The organism is Pseudomonas sp. YY-1 (assembly GCF_002843095.1).
Taxonomy (GTDB): Bacteria; Pseudomonadota; Gammaproteobacteria; order Pseudomonadales; family Pseudomonadaceae; genus Aquipseudomonas; species Aquipseudomonas sediminis_A.
The window spans coordinates 129223-143586 of the sequence record NZ_PJLX01000014.1 but is presented as its reverse complement, the minus strand read 5'-3'; the positions used below and the strand labels follow the sequence as shown (position 1 = coordinate 143586).

The 14364-nt window shown below is 61.5% G+C and carries 16 protein-coding genes; 10 read left to right on the top strand and 6 right to left on the bottom strand.

Translation table 11 applies throughout. From position 1 onward, the window contains the following. A partial coding sequence (locus tag CXP40_RS18970) for a hypothetical protein (protein WP_256579494.1) occupies nucleotides 1-427 on the top strand: 427 nt, incomplete at its 5' end. Between the two features lie 239 nt (nucleotides 428-666). Here CXP40_RS18970 and CXP40_RS18965 read toward each other — a convergent pair. The 4 genes from CXP40_RS18965 to CXP40_RS18945 all read right to left on the bottom strand — a co-directional run bounded on the left by CXP40_RS18965 (nucleotide 667) and on the right by CXP40_RS18945 (nucleotide 4822). Next, the gene (locus tag CXP40_RS18965; protein WP_106735018.1) at nucleotides 667-2049 is read right to left on the bottom strand and encodes an ATP-binding protein; all 1383 of its coding nucleotides are present in this window, start codon (nucleotides 2047-2049) and stop codon (nucleotides 667-669) included. Continuing rightward, entirely contained in the window at nucleotides 2046-2723 is a 678-nt protein-coding gene (locus tag CXP40_RS18960) for a response regulator transcription factor (protein ID WP_099523335.1), read from the bottom strand. Before CXP40_RS18960 ends, CXP40_RS18965 begins: the two co-directional genes overlap by 4 nt. Nucleotides 2724-2931: 208 nt before the next feature. Further along, nucleotides 2932-3537: an outer membrane beta-barrel protein gene (locus tag CXP40_RS18950; protein WP_106735017.1), complete on the bottom strand. Its 606-nt coding sequence runs from the start codon at nucleotides 3535-3537 to the stop codon at nucleotides 2932-2934. Between the two features lie 112 nt (nucleotides 3538-3649). Next, nucleotides 3650-4822, bottom strand: a complete 1173-nt coding sequence (locus CXP40_RS18945; RefSeq protein ID WP_106735016.1) for an MFS transporter — start codon at nucleotides 4820-4822, stop codon at nucleotides 3650-3652. 240 nt (nucleotides 4823-5062) lie between these two features. Between CXP40_RS18945 and napE the strand changes: the two genes are divergently transcribed. From napE to CXP40_RS18920, 5 genes are read left to right on the top strand one after another with little or no spacing between them, the layout of a single operon-like run. Continuing rightward, nucleotides 5063-5230, top strand: a complete 168-nt coding sequence (gene napE / locus CXP40_RS18940; protein ID WP_013716352.1) for a periplasmic nitrate reductase, NapE protein — start codon at nucleotides 5063-5065, stop codon at nucleotides 5228-5230. Between the two features lie 28 nt (nucleotides 5231-5258). After that, the gene (locus tag CXP40_RS18935) at nucleotides 5259-5519 is read left to right on the top strand and encodes a chaperone NapD (protein WP_003461524.1); all 261 of its coding nucleotides are present in this window, start codon (nucleotides 5259-5261) and stop codon (nucleotides 5517-5519) included. Continuing rightward, nucleotides 5516-8020 carry a nitrate reductase catalytic subunit NapA gene (gene napA, locus CXP40_RS18930; RefSeq protein ID WP_106735015.1) on the top strand — a complete coding sequence of 835 codons (2505 nt, stop codon included), beginning with the start codon at nucleotides 5516-5518 and terminating at the stop codon, nucleotides 8018-8020. The genes CXP40_RS18935 and napA overlap by 4 nt, the downstream gene beginning before the upstream one ends. An 11-nt stretch (nucleotides 8021-8031) precedes the next feature. Beyond that, on the top strand, nucleotides 8032-8517 hold the full coding sequence (locus CXP40_RS18925; protein WP_092376465.1) for a nitrate reductase cytochrome c-type subunit: 486 nt from the start codon (nucleotides 8032-8034) through the stop codon (nucleotides 8515-8517). Between the two features lie 11 nt (nucleotides 8518-8528). Continuing rightward, nucleotides 8529-9125, top strand: a complete 597-nt coding sequence (locus tag CXP40_RS18920; RefSeq protein WP_026088775.1) for a cytochrome c3 family protein — start codon at nucleotides 8529-8531, stop codon at nucleotides 9123-9125. A 48-nt stretch (nucleotides 9126-9173) separates the two neighbouring features. Here the strand turns inward: CXP40_RS18920 and CXP40_RS18915 are convergent, their stop codons facing one another. Further along, nucleotides 9174-9650: a TlpA disulfide reductase family protein gene (locus CXP40_RS18915; protein WP_106735014.1), complete on the bottom strand. Its 477-nt coding sequence runs from the start codon at nucleotides 9648-9650 to the stop codon at nucleotides 9174-9176. Between the two features lie 30 nt (nucleotides 9651-9680). On the opposite strand from CXP40_RS18915, the gene CXP40_RS18910 reads away from it, so the two are divergent. Continuing rightward, entirely contained in the window at nucleotides 9681-11087 is a 1407-nt protein-coding gene (locus CXP40_RS18910; protein WP_106735013.1) for a pilus assembly protein PilZ, read from the top strand. Between the two features lie 114 nt (nucleotides 11088-11201). Further along, nucleotides 11202-11594 carry a hypothetical protein gene (locus CXP40_RS18905; protein ID WP_099523345.1) on the top strand — a complete coding sequence of 131 codons (393 nt, stop codon included), beginning with the start codon at nucleotides 11202-11204 and terminating at the stop codon, nucleotides 11592-11594. Nucleotides 11595-12055: 461 nt separating this feature from the next. On the opposite strand, the gene CXP40_RS18895 is transcribed toward CXP40_RS18905, so the two are convergent. After that, nucleotides 12056-13273, bottom strand: a complete 1218-nt coding sequence (locus tag CXP40_RS18895) for a YihY family inner membrane protein (protein ID WP_106735012.1) — start codon at nucleotides 13271-13273, stop codon at nucleotides 12056-12058. 142 nt (nucleotides 13274-13415) lie between these two features. On the opposite strand from CXP40_RS18895, the gene arsC reads away from it, so the two are divergent. Further along, a complete protein-coding gene (gene arsC, locus CXP40_RS18890) occupies nucleotides 13416-13769 on the top strand; it encodes an arsenate reductase (glutaredoxin) (RefSeq protein WP_099523352.1) in 354 nt (117 codons plus the stop codon). Further along, nucleotides 13766-14362, top strand: a complete 597-nt coding sequence (wrbA, locus tag CXP40_RS18885) for an NAD(P)H:quinone oxidoreductase (RefSeq protein ID WP_106735011.1) — start codon at nucleotides 13766-13768, stop codon at nucleotides 14360-14362. The genes arsC and wrbA overlap by 4 nt, the downstream gene beginning before the upstream one ends. The last annotated feature ends 2 nt before the right edge of the window (nucleotides 14363-14364 follow it).

Below are 14364 nucleotides of genomic sequence, written 5' to 3'. Positions count from 1 at the left end.
GACCACTGCAACAGCTAACTCAGACAGAGCCAAAGTAAATGATCAAGCTCGCGGGACCTGCCTGCCGGTGCTACGTTATAAAAAAATCGGCGACCAGCCATTCACCGTCACAGGTGCAGGCTGGCCCGAAGATCGATTCGACATGGAGCATCCGGAGCCTCACACCCTCTCAGCGCTTGAAGTGTGCAACCAGCTAATTCATTACTACTGGATGCAAACAATTACTGAAGGCACAGCCTTTATATCTATGCTCATCTTTTCTGACTACCAGCGGCATAAATGGGCATACGAAATGAGGATCGACGATCTTTTAAAATTGTTTAGCGTATTCAGTGAAGAGTCGTCCGCCATAACCAGTGCTTCATTTGAGTGGAACGACAAAAAGCAAGATTACGCACTTGTTAAAACAAATGGTTCGGCGCAATAGCTGCGCAACAACTGTATATGGACTCTCCCCACAAGTAGTGAGCAAAGCCTTGCTTTTGCACCTGTCGTCAGCGCGGTTGCATTCGTATATCCGGCCTGTTCTGGACTTTTCGCCCTGGCCATTCTGTAGTACGCGCAGCGGGGGCCAAGCGTTCAATCAATCACGAGGATCATCATTGTTATCGGCCCTGCTCCGCTACAGTAGCCTGAGCGCAATCAAGGAAGATGCATCAGCAAGGCTCAGTCATACAACCGCACCCTGAAACAGGCGCCGCCCAGTTCGGAATCTTCCAGGCTCAGCTCACCGTCGTAGCTTTCGACGATATCTTCCACCACCGCCAGGCCTATGCCCTGCCCCGGGTTCTGCGCATCCAGACGCTCGCCGCGCTGTAGGACCCGCTCACGCTGCTGTTGCGGCACACCAGGGCCGTCGTCCTCAATGGTGATCAGGCAGCCCCCGGCCAGGGGTTGCAGCCTAACGCGTACGCGATGCAGGCAGAGGCGATAGGCGTTTTCCAGCAGGTTGCCGAGCAGCTCCATCAGCGCGCCACGTTCCATGGTGATCTGGCTGTGCTCGGGCACTTCCAGTGTCGCTTCGACGCGCTTGTCGCGGTAGACCTTGTCCAGCGAGCGGCACAAGCCGTCGAGCACCGGCCAGACCTGCTCGCGATGGCGTACCAGGCCGCTGCGGCGCAGGCTGGCGCGCTGCAGTTGATAGCCGACCTGCTGGCTCATGCGTTCGATCTGCGCCTGCATCAGCTGCGCCTGCTCGCGATTTTCGTGTTGAACGGCAAGGGTTTCGCCGATGCCCTGCAACACGCTGAGTGGTGTTTTCAGGCTGTGGGCGAGGTCTTCCAGCGAGTCGCGATATCGCTCGCGCTGACGCCGCTCGCTGTCGAGCAGACGGTTGAGGGAATTAGTCAGGCGTAGCAGTTCGCGTGGATGCTCATCACTCAGACGTTGACGGGTGCCCGCTTCCACGCCATCGAGCTCATCGCTGAGGCCGCGCAGGCTGCGAAAACCCCAGGTCAGGCCGAACCAAAGCAGGCCCAGCAACACCAGCAAGGCGATGCCCAGCCACAGACGCAGTTGCCAGGCAAAGCCGTTGAACAGCCCCTGGTATTCGCGCGTCGGCTGCATGGTCACGATGCTCAGCGCGGTTTGGTCGCCGCGCAGCAAATCCACTTCCACGTCGTATACGAAGTATTCCTGGCCGCTGTCGTCGCGAATGCGGATGAACTCGTGGCCGCGACCGTCGTAGCGCGGCAGGTAGCGCACCAACTCGTCGATGGAGGAGCGTGAGCGCCAGATCATCTGGCCTTCACGGTCGAAAATGAAACCCAGCAGGTGCGAGTCGAGGTTGTCGAATTCCTCGTCAGGCATCTTGTCCGGCATGTGCAACTGGCCGTCATGGATGCGGGCGGCAGATATCAACGCGGCCGCATCGGAGGCCAGACGCTTCTCCACGGTCTGCTCCAGGGCCATGAGAAACACGCCCTGCAAGACAGGCATCAGCAACAGCATGAACAGCATTGCCAACGCGGCGCTGGCCAACATCAGGCGCAGCCGCAGCGAGCCGAAACGCATGCGCAATTTGCGCAACGCGGCGCGCGCTCGACTCACTTGCAGCGCTCGTTGAACATGTAGCCCTGGCCGCGCACGGTCTCTATTGGTTTACCGCCGAGCACACCTTCCAGCTTGCGCCGCAGACGGCCGACCAGCACCTCTATGACGTTGGGGTCACGCTCGTCGTCGCCCGGATAGAGTTGCTCCATCAGGCGTTCCTTGGCCACCACCTGCTGGTGATGCAGCATGAGGTATTCGAGAATGCGGTACTCGTAGGCCGTCAATTGCAGCGACTGCTCATCCACTGTGGCCTGCTTGCGATTGAGGTCCAGCACCAGCGACCCCGCCTCGATGGTCGATTTGGTGAACCCGGAAGAGCGTCGCAGCAGCGCGTTCAGGCGTGCTTCCAGCTCTTCGAACTGGAACGGTTTGACCACATAGTCGTCAGCGCCGCAGGACAGCCCTTCGACCTTGTCCTGCCAGTTACCGCGCGCGGTAAGGATCAGGATCGGAAAATTCTTGTCCTGGCTGCGCAGCTCACGGATCAGGTCGATACCGCTCATACCAGGCAGACCGAGATCGACCAGGGCCAGGTCATGATTGAAGGACTCAGCTCGGTACAGTGCTTCTTCGGCGGTGCGCACGGCGTCCACCACATGCCCGTTTTCACTGAGGCGAGTGAACAGATGGTGACGCAGTAACGCCTCATCCTCCACCACCAGCAATTTCATGAGATTTCCCCTTTTTAGTTGTACGAAGGCCGGGCAAATCAGTCGATGTGAAAACTACTGCGCTCGGCCATGCTGCGTTAAAAACCGGCTCAGAATGCTCATTTACAAGTCGTAAACTGCGCTTCTTCGCCGGCTTTTGCCTTGCCTGACCTTCGCTCGCTACGTTTTCACTCGGACTGATGCACGGCCTGGTAACGCTAAGCCGCCATCAGAAGGCGAAGTTGGCGCCGAGGTAGAGCTGCGAACTGCTATGCAGGTCCAGCGACCCGGCCTTGCCTTCACCACGCGGTGCCATTTCTGTGCTGGCGTTGGTACGCAGATAACGATAGCCGGCTTCGATCGAGGTATTGCTGTTCAGTTCCTGCAGGATACCGGCCTGCAAACCTGCAGCAAATCCGATATCGCTTTCGCGGGAGAAGCCGCGGCTTTCCTGCTCGAGCTTGACCAGGCCGGCGGTTACACCACCGAACAGCTTGGTGTTGTTGCTGCCCAGCGGGACGAACATGTCGTAGCTGCCGAGCAGATTCTGCTGACGCAGTTTGTAGCCATTGTGACTGTCGGAGACATTCTCGTAGGTCGCGTAGTAGCGACCGTCAGCAGTCTTCTGGCCGGCGCGGACACCCCAGGTGCCCTCGCCATTGATCACTTTGTCCAACTTGGGATTGCCGAGATTGGCATTCAGCGCGTTGGACTTCTGAATGTTGTTGTCAGTCTGACCCCAGGTCAGGCCGACGAAATTGTCGTTGGCTTGGGCAGCGGTTGCACCTAGGGCCAGGCAGGTAGCGAATGCGATGCGGTTCAGGGTGATTTTCATTGAATCCTTCCTCTCGTTGCAGTTTTGATCAACTCGGCAACAAGTCTGCGGGAAGACTACTGAATCCCTCCTGAACCCTCCTTGAACCTGCACTGAACGAGCGACAGACAGCCTAAATACGCCGTACCAGAGCGGCTGCGGCGATGAACAAGGCAGCCAGAACAGTGAGCAATGCCAGCCATCCGGCATGCTCCCAGACATAACCGCCGACATAACCCACCAGGCTGGAGCCGAGGTAATAGGCACACAGGTACAGTGCCGATGCCTGGGCCTTGGCACCCTGTGCGTGCGCGCCGACCTGCCCGCTGGCCACGGCATGGGCGGCGAAGAAACCCAACGTGAACAATGCCAGCCCAACCACCGCAGCACTCAGCCAGGGCGTCGCGCAGAGAGCCACGCCCAGCAACATGAGGCCAATGCCACCATGCAGCACCTGGCGCGCACCAAAGCGTGGGACCAGTCGCCCGGCCCAACCGGCACTGAAGATACCCAGCAGGTAGACGGTGAACAGCAGGCCGATCACCGTGGCGGACAGATTGAAAGGCGCACCGGCCAGGCGAAAACCCACGTAGTTGAACAGCGCAACGAAACCGCCCATCAGCAAAAACGCTAGGGCAAACAACACGCGTAGGCGCGGATTGTTCAGGTGCAAGGCGAAGTTGCGCAGCAACCCACGCAGAGAGAGCGGCTGGGCCGTGAAATGACGTGAAGGAGGCAACAGCCAGAGAAACAGCCCCATCGCCAGCAAACCCAGCCCAGCGATCCCGCCGAGCGCCCAGGACCAGCCGCCAATATCGCTGAGCAGGCCGGCCAACAGTCGCCCCAGCAAGCCCCCCAGCGCCGTGCCGCCGATATACAGGCCCATGGCGGCAGGTAGCGCCTCGGGATCGAACTCCTCCCCGACATAGGCCATGGCCAGCGCCGGCAGACCGCTCAGCGCCAGCCCCAGCAGTGCACGCAGAATCAGCAGGCTGCCCCACTCCTCCACCAGGGCGCTGGCGATTCCCAGCATCGCCGCCAGCCCCAGCGCTGCCGCCATGACCGGCTTGCGGCCCCAGCTTTCAGCCAGCGCACCGGATACCAGCAGGCACAGCGCCAGGCTCAAAGTCGTCAGCGACAGCGCCAGGCTGCTGCTGGCGGCCGATACACGAAAGTGGGCGGCCAGCAGAGGCAGCAACGGCTGCACGCAATAGAGCATGGCGAAGGTGGCGAAACCGGCGCAGAACAGCGCCAGAGTGGCGCGCCGATAACCGGCACTGCCACGACTGAGATGAGAAGCGGACATAGACTGGATGACTCACGGAGCACGTTGCGGACAAGCGACAGATCGACAAAAGAAGCCGATCCGAACGACGCGGGTCCGCGAATGGAACGAAGAACAAATATTAGCACGCTATCGATAATTTCGAACGTGCCTCCCCAGTACCTTGAACGCTCTGCCCCTGACTTGATCCAGCTCAACTGACTTTGCCCTTACCAATGTTAGGGTCTAGCCTGAGATACGGAATGCAATGGAGCCGAGCGAATGGACAGCACGCCCGAACGCAAAGCCACGAAAGGCAAGGAAACCCGCCTGTTCGTCTTTCTCGTGGTCTGCTTATTCCCCCTCCTTTCGGTCGCGCTGGTCGGCGGCTACGGATTCATCATCTGGTTCATGCAGATGCTACTCGGCCCACCTGGCCCACCCACCTGATCCTTCCTTACCTACGGAGCCACGGAACATGGCCGCCTCTATGCATATTTCCAGTCTGCTGGTGCACGTACGGCCCGAATGGCTGGCTGCGGTGAAAGCCAACCTGCGCCAGCTGGAAGGCCTCGAACTGCATCAGGAAAGCCCGCAAGGCAAGCTGGTGGTGGTGCTGGAAACCGAACACGAGCGCCACATCCTCGCCCGCCTCGAACAGATCAACGCGTTGCCAGGCGTGCTCAATGCCGCTCTGGTTTACCACGAACTCCTCGACACAGAAGGAGACTCAGAATGAAGCTTTCCCGCCGTGAATTTGCCAAGGCCAACGCTGCTGCCATTGCCGCCGCTGCCGCCGGTCTGCCGTTGGTGACGACCGCCAGCAACCTGATCACCGAAGCGGACATGACCCGCCTGGACTGGAACAAGGCGCCCTGCCGCTTCTGCGGCACCGGCTGCAGCGTGATGGTCGCCACCCGCGACAACCGCGTGGTGGCCACCCACGGCGACGTCAAGGCCGAGGTCAATCGCGGCCTGAACTGCGTCAAGGGCTACTTCCTGTCGAAGATCATGTACGGCGTCGACCGCCTCAACCAACCGCTGCTGCGCATGAAGAATGGCGTGTACGACAAGCAGGGTGAATTCCAGCCGGTGAGCTGGGAGCGGGCCTTCGACATCATGGAACAGAAGACCAAGGAGGCGCTGCGCGAGCATGGCCCCGAGGCCGTCGGCATGTTCGGTTCAGGGCAATGGACGGTGTGGGAAGGCTACGCCGCCAACAAGCTGATGAAGGCCGGTTTCCGCTCCAACAACATCGATCCCAACGCGCGCCACTGCATGGCTTCGGCGGTGATGGGCTTCATGCGCACCTTCGGCATGGACGAGCCGATGGGCTGCTACGACGACATCGAGGCCGCCGACGCCTTCGTGCTGTGGGGCTCGAACATGGCAGAAATGCACCCCATCCTCTGGAGCCGGGTCACTGATCGTCGCCTCAGCCATCCGAACACCAAGGTCGCGGTGCTGTCCACCTTCGAGCACCGCAGCTTCGACCTGGCCGATATCCCGCTGGTGTTCAAACCGCAGACCGATCTGCTGATCCTCAACTACATCGCCAACCACATCATCGCAAGCGGCGCGGTGAACAAGGACTTCGTCGGCAAACACACCAAGTTCGCCCGCGGCGCCGACGATATCGGCTACGGCCTGCGCGCCGACAACCCGCTGGAGATGCAGGCCAAGAACGCGGCCAAGGCCAATACCTGGGAGGACATGTCCTTCGAGCAGTTCGCCGCCTTCGTCAAACCCTACACCCTGGAGCGCACCGCCAAGGAAAGCGGCGTGGCGGCCGAGCGCCTCAAGGCCTTGGCCGAGCTGTACGCCGATCCCAAGCGCAAGGTCATGTCGTTCTGGACCATGGGCTTCAACCAGCACACCCGTGGCGTCTGGGCCAACAACCTGGTCTACAACCTGCACCTGCTCACCGGCAAGATCAGCGAACCGGGCAACAGCCCCTTCTCCCTCACCGGCCAACCATCGGCCTGTGGCACCGCGCGCGAGGTGGGCACTTTCTCCCATCGCCTACCCGCCGACATGCTGGTAGCCAACCCCAAGCACCGTGCAACCGCCGAGAAAATCTGGAAACTGCCGGCCGGCACCATCCAGGAAAAGCCCGGCTTTCATGCCGTGGAACAGAGCCGCAAGCTCAAGGACGGCGTGCTCAAGGTCTACTGGACCCAGGTCAGCAACAACATGCAGGCCGGCCCCAACGTGATGCAGGAGATCCTCCCCGGTTGGCGCAACCCGCAGGCCTTCGTCATCGTCTCCGATGTCTACCCCACCGTCTCGGCCCAGGCTGCCGACCTGATCCTGCCCAGCGCCATGTGGGTGGAGAAGGAAGGCGCCTACGGCAATGCCGAGCGCCGCACGCAGTTCTGGCATCAACTGGTCAAGGCACCGGGCGAGGCCAAGTCTGACCTGTGGCAACTGGTGGAATTTTCCAAGCGCTTTACCACCGACGAAGTCTGGCCTGCCGAACTGCTGGCCAAGGCCCCGGAATACAAGGGCAAGACGCTGTACCAGGTGCTGTTCGCCAACGGCCAGGTCGACCAGTTCCCCCGCGAACAGATCGAGGCCGGCTATGCCAACGACGAGGCCGAAGCATTCGGCTTCTATTTGCAGAAGGGCTTGTTCGAGGAATACGCCCAATTCGGTCGCGGCCATGCCCATGACCTGGCGCCCTTCGACAGCTATCACGCCGAGCGTGGCCTGCGCTGGCCGGTGGTTGACGGCAAGGAAACGCGCTGGCGCTATCGCGAAGGCCTCGACCCCTACGTGGAAAAAGGCAGCGGCGTGCAGTTCTACGGCTACCCGGACAAACGTGCGCTGATCTTCGCCCTGCCCTATGAGCCACCAGCGGAGGCACCGGATGACAACTTCCCGTTCTGGCTCAGCACTGGCCGCGTGCTCGAACACTGGCACACCGGCAGCATGACCCAGCGCGTCGAAGAACTGCACGGCGCCGTGCCCGATGCCCTGGTGTACATGCACCCGGACGATGCCAGGGCACTCAAGGCGCGACGCGGCAGCGAGGTCAAGGTGATCAGCCGTCGCGGGGAAATCCGCGCGCGCATCGAAACTCGTGGTCGCAACAAGCCGCCGCGTGGCCTGGTGTTCGTGCCCTTCTTCGACGCCAACAAACTGATCAACAAGGTCACCCTGGACGCCACCGACCCGATCTCCAAGCAGACCGACTACAAGAAGTGTGCGGTGAAGATCGAACTGGTCAGCCTGGCCTGAGGAGAACCGTCATGACTCTGCGTTTTCTGCCTCTGTTACTGCTCGCCGCCTTTGGTCTGGCCATCGCCGGCGAGCTCAATTACCCACTCGACGCTCCGGCACCGGACGGTCGCCGCCCTGGCGGCACCCTGAGCCAGAGCCTACCGGCGCCCGTGCTCGGCAATGAAGAGAACAAGGATATCAAGCGCGAGCGCAATTACCCCGAGCAGCCGCCGACCATTCCGCACAGCATTCGCGGCTATCAGGTCGACGCCAACGGCAACAAGTGCCTGACCTGCCACAGCCGCGCCGGCAGCGCCCGCAGCCAGGCACCGATGATCAGCATCACTCATTACATGGATCGCGACGGTCAGGCACTGGCGGCGGTTTCACCACGGCGCTACTTCTGTACCCAGTGCCACGTCACCCAGCAGGAGGTCAAACCTCTGGTCGGCAACGCCTTCCGCAATATCGACCAGTTGCTCGGCGACGAAGCAGCCGGCACGGCAAAACCCTGAGGAGGCCTTTCATGAAGTCGTTAATGGCCCTGCTCAAGGAGTACTGGGGCATCCTGCGCCGCCCAAGCGTGCATTACAGCCTGGGTTTTCTCACGCTTGGCGGCTTCATCGCCGGGATCATTTTCTGGGGCGGTTTCAACACCGCGCTGGAGGCCACCAATACCGAGCAGTTCTGCATCTCCTGCCATGAGATGCGTGACAACGTCTATGTGGAGCTGCAGGACACCATTCACTACAGCAACCGCTCCGGAGTGCGCGCCACCTGCCCGGACTGTCACGTGCCACACCAGTGGACGGACAAGATCGCGCGCAAGATGCAGGCGTCGAAGGAGGTCTGGGGCAAGATCTTCGGCACCATCAATACCCGCGACAAGTTCCTCGCCCACCGCCGCGAGCTGGCCGAGCATGAATGGGCGCGGCTCAAGGCCAACGACTCGCTGGAGTGCCGCAACTGTCATAACTTCGACTACATGGACTTCACCAAGCAGAGCCCGCGCGCCCGGCAGATGCATTCCAGCGCGCTGGCCAGCGGCGAAGCCACCTGCATCGATTGCCACAAGGGCATCGCCCACCAGTTGCCGGACATGAGCGGGGTGCCGGGTTGGTAAGCGCCATGACTTCCCCGCACGGGGTGACAGGGCGCACCCTGCGCGTTTCTAGTTCTGGCGCAGTTGCTGCAAATGTTCGAGCAGGCCGGCGGCCGTCTGCTCGCCTACCAGGCGCTCACGCAGCCTGCCATCGGCGTCGACAATGTAGGTCACCGGCAGCACGTCATTGCGCGGCAGCTCAAAGCGCGCCGCCGGGTCCTGCGCCAGCACGGTGAAACGAATGTCGAAACTGTCCGCGGCACGCTTGAGGTCATCGCCCTGCAGGGCATCGAAGTTGACGCCGATCACCCGCGCCGACTGGGTTTTCAGCTGTTCTTCCAAGGCGTTGAGTTCGGGAATTTCCGTGCGACACGGCGCACACCACTCAGCCCAATAATTAATGACTAGCCACTGGCCATCCAGGCTCTCAGCCGTTACCTTTCGTCCATGCTGATCAAGGCCGTAATCTTCGGCACAAGCCGTCAGCAGCAGACCGGCGCAGATACCCATAACAGCCTTGCCGAAACTCCGGAGCCCTAAGCCCATGTACTCGATCCTCGTCCACCCGGGGTTGATATGACGCTGGATGCCCTGCGCCTGGAAGTACCGGACATCCGCGAGGACAACAGCGTATCGCCAGCGGAAATCGCTCAACGACTCGCGGCAGCTCGCCATCTGGAGCCGGAAAATGGCCTGCAACAAGTGCTGGGCCTGTTGTTTTCGCTCAATCGCAGCGCTCTGACCTTACTGGAAAGGCAGCGTGCGCTGCAAAACTTCAGTGATGAGTACCGCCATTACGCCAGCCTTGCCAATCGCCAGCATCCGCCAAGCACGCTGTTCGTGCGTTTCTGCGGCGAGTTGGCGATCGGCTTCAAACGCCTGCTGCTGCAAATCCTGCAGGGTCGCCAGCCGTCGATGCCGCACCTGGCCTGGTGCCTGTACATGGCCCAGCATTTCCTTGCCCAGCAGTTGCTGCGCCACTACCAGCTGTACCAGGAGCCACCTGCAGCGCTCTGGCGCGACAGCCACTTGCTGTACTGGATCGGCGAGCACCAGCAGTGTCTGGACGAACCAGTGGCGGCGGCCTTCGAGCCGAAACCGGCCAGTACCCTGCGCGGCCTTTACCAGCAGATGCTGCTCTTGGCCCTGAGCAATCCCTTCCATCTCGATGAAGGCGAATGCCTGACTCTGTTCAGCGCGCTGGCACCTCTGGCGGCGCTGGCCAGGTTGCAAGCCTGGGACGAGGAAGACGACGCCGAAGGCCCGGTAGTCGACCTCAGCGAATCACAGGCCTGCCTGAGTTTCGAACAGCGTATCGAAGGCAAAACCGCCAACCTGCGCCGCTTCGAACTGGGCGCGCTGCTGATCGCGTTGCATGAGCCAGCACCACTGCAAAGCATGCAGGAACGCCAATTACTCGAACGGGTACGCCAGCACTGGCTGGGCCGCCAGCAACGTCGCCATGAACGTGCCGAACTGGAAGGCCAATGCAGCCTGGTGGTGGGCCTGCCGGCCATTCATGCGCAGCTGCTGGATAAACTGCCGCAGCGTACCGAGGCGCAGATTCTCGACGCCAGCCCGGGCGGCGCACGCCTGCTGTGCAACGCCAACGAAGGTGGACAACTGCAGGTCGGGCAACTGGTTCTGCTGCTGACCAATGCCACACCGACGCTGGCACTGGTGCGTTGGCGTCATCTCAATAGCGAAGGCCTGCACCTCGGGCTGCGCTATCTCAAAGGTCTGCCACGTCCGGTCTGGCTACGACGCGCCCCCAATGCGCAAACTCACCCAGGCGTGCTGCAGAGCACCCCGGCCCCCGGCAACGGCTGGCACCACGGCCTGTGGCTGCCCAATGGCCAGTTCAGCTCCGGCGAGCACCTCTGGCTGCAACTGGCCAGCGTGCATAACCAGGCGATCCTGCCGCTGCCCGAAAGCAACCTGCAGACCTCATCGGTTACCCGTCACCCGCTGCGCCTGGCCTGATATGCGAAACTGCGACTCCAGTCACGCGGCCTGTCCGCCGAGTGCACAGTTTCGCCAGCAGGTGGCTGCTTATAATTCCTGGCACTCAAGTCTCACCCAGCCTGGAATTTCACCATGTCCCAAGCGCAAGACAAGCTGATTGGCTCCGTGCCCTCGCGCATCGTCGACGTCGCTCACCTGCTGGTCACGCCCTACGAGGGCCGCGTAGCCGAATACAACGTCGCCACCTGGCTGCAATTGCCGGGGCTGGCCAATCTGCCGGTATCGCTGCTGGTGAGTTACCGCGACGGGGACAAGCGTCGCGAGGTGAATGTCGACCACGGCAAGGTCAATGCCCATGGCAAGATCCTGCTCTCCGGGATCGCTCGCATGCCGGTGCGGATGAAGATCGAAGACATGCAGGTACGCCTGCGCTCGGCGGTGCCGGCGCAGAGCCTGGTAGTCGAGGAATTCTTCGTTCAAGCCGTCGAATTGGCCAACAGCGAAAGCCGCCAGGCCATGGCCTGAACCACAACTGCAACATCGAACCCCGCGCATTGACGCGGGGTTTTGCTTTCAGCCAGAGGAGACTCCGGGGCTGGGCGCGGCCTGCGGACTTGAATCGTCAGCGTCTGGCTGCAGGTTTTCGGCAGCCACATGCTCGAGCAGCGACTCCGGCCAGCGTGCGAAGTGCAGCCCGGTGATTCGATTGAGCCGCTCCAGCGCTTCCTGCGGATCGCGTCGATGAAGGTGAATTACCCTGTTTTTTACCGTCATTACTGCCTGCGTCCTCAGCGATCCCTGCCCCTGCTGGCAGTTCGATAGCAACTGCTCCTGAATTAGCTAGAAGCGTGCCAGCCCTTGTACAACGCATTCCTTGGCGCCTACCCCCTTGCGTCCAGGCCACGGCAGGACTAGGCAACGCCTTAAACTGACGTTTTTTGTCACCTCTTCAGCGCCCCATCGCCCGACACGCCGCGCGGGTTTGCTCAGCCCTTCCCCGGCAACCAATCCGCCAGACTGGCTCCGAATTGTGACTCACGCTCCGCTTGCATGCGCTCCAGCCCCTCGCGCAATGCCGGGTACCAGGGCTCGTCGAGCTGAGCGGGCAGTTGCGACAGACTCGGCAATGGCCAGGGGCTGCACTCGAGCAATTGATACAAGGAGAAGTTGTGCAGATCGCGGCACAACACCCACCCTCCGCCATTGGCCTTGCATGCCAGGTGCTCGCGTTCGAGAAAATCCATCACCTGCGCCCACTCGTCTTCGGGCAACCGCCAGCCCGCACGTTGCATGTCGCCGTAATGCAGGGCCTCGCCCTTCTGCTGACGTTTGAGCAAAAGCCGCAATACCACCAGCACAATCAGCCCCTTGGGGATAGGCTCGCGGCGCCAGTGCCGCGGCTGCGACAGGCTGTACACCAACTCGGCGCCCAGCAGCACGATCAACCAGGACAGATAGATCCACACCAGAAACAGCGGCACCGTGGCGAAGGCGCCGTAGATCAGGTGATAACCGGGAAACAGCCGCACATAGAGGCCGAACAGCGCCTTGGCAACCTCGAACAGCACGGCGCTGAACAGGCCGCCCAGTAGAGCATGAGACAAAGGCACCCGAGTGTTGGGGACCGCGGCATAGAGCAAGGTAAAGGCCGCGATGCTCGATAACAACGGCGTGAAAGCAAGCAGCGTCTTGGCGCCGATTACTGCGTCCGGCCCAGAGATCAGTGACAGCGAGGCGATATAGGTACTGACCGCGAAACCGGCCCCCAGCAGCAGCGGCCCAAGGCTGAGAATCGCCCAGTACAGCAGGAAACTGGACATCCCGCGGCGTGGCTGACGTACCCGCCAGATCACGTTGAAGGTCTTCTCGATGGTCACCAGCATGAGGAAGGCGGTAACGGCCAGCAGGCCGACGCCGAACCAGGTCAGCTGCCGCGCCTGGGTGGTGAACTCACGCAGATACTCCTGCACCGTCTCGCCCGTGGAGGGTACGAAGTTGTTGAAGATGAACCCCTGGATTTCCTCGCCTACACCTTGGAACGCCGGAATTGCCGAAAGCATGGCGAAGGTCACGGTCATCATCGGCACCACGGCGAACAAGGTGGTGTAGGTCAACGCCGCTGCGTTGCCTGCGCCGCGGTTATCCACGAAACGCTGATACAGGCTGAGCCAGAACCCCATCCAGTCCTTCAAACGACGCAGCATGACCTCTCCTTAGCCCTCAAACCTAAACAGACAGACAATGCGCCGCGTAAAAAGGTCGCAGCAAAGCCGCCGCAGCGGTTTGCGTGCATCCGCGCATCAGGCGGTTAGAATAGCCGCCACTTCAAGCCGGATGCGAGCCACCATGACCGACCTGACCCTCTACCACAACCCGCGCTGCTCGAAATCCCGTGGTGCTCTGGAGCTGCTGCAAGCCCGCGGCCTGCAACCGCACGTCGTGCGCTATCTGGAAACGCCACCCAGCGCCAGCGAGCTCAAGAGCCTACTCGGCAAGCTGGGTATCTCCGCACGCGACCTGCTACGTAGCGGCGAGGACGAATACAAGACGCTGGGCCTGAGCGATGCCAGCTTGAGTGAGGCGCAACTGATCCAGGCCATGGTCACGCATCCCAAGCTGATCGAGCGCCCGATCCTCATCGCTGGCGACAAAGCGGTGATCGGCCGACCACCGGAAAAAGTACTGGAGCTACTGGCATGAGCGCGCCCTACATCCTGGTGCTCTACTACAGCCGCCATGGCGCCACCGCGCAGATGGCCAAGCAGATTGCCCGTGGCGTCGAGATGGCTGGCCTGGAGGCGCGCCTGCGCACCGTGCCTGCGGTATCCAGCGAATGCGAGGCCGTTGCGCCGAGCGTGCCGGAGGACGGCGCCATGTACGCCACCCTGGATGATCTGAAGAACTGCTCGGGCCTGGCCTTGGGCAGCCCGACCCGTTTCGGCAACATGGCGGCGCCACTGAAATACTTCATCGATGGCACCAGCAATCTGTGGCTCACCGGCGAACTGGTCGGCAAGCCGGCTGGCGTGTTCACCTCCACTGCCAGCCTGCATGGCGGCCAGGAAACCACCCTGCTGTCGATGATGCTGCCGTTGTTGCACCAAGGCATGCTGCTCTGCGGCCTGCCTTACAGCGAAGCGGCGCTGCTCGAAACCCGCGGCGGCGGTACGCCCTATGGCCCCAGCCACCACGCTGGCAGCGACGGTAAGCGTGCGCTGGACGAACATGAAATCACCCTGTGCCGTGCTCTGGGTCAACGCCTGGCGCAAACCGCCAGCAAACTGGAGCGCTGAAC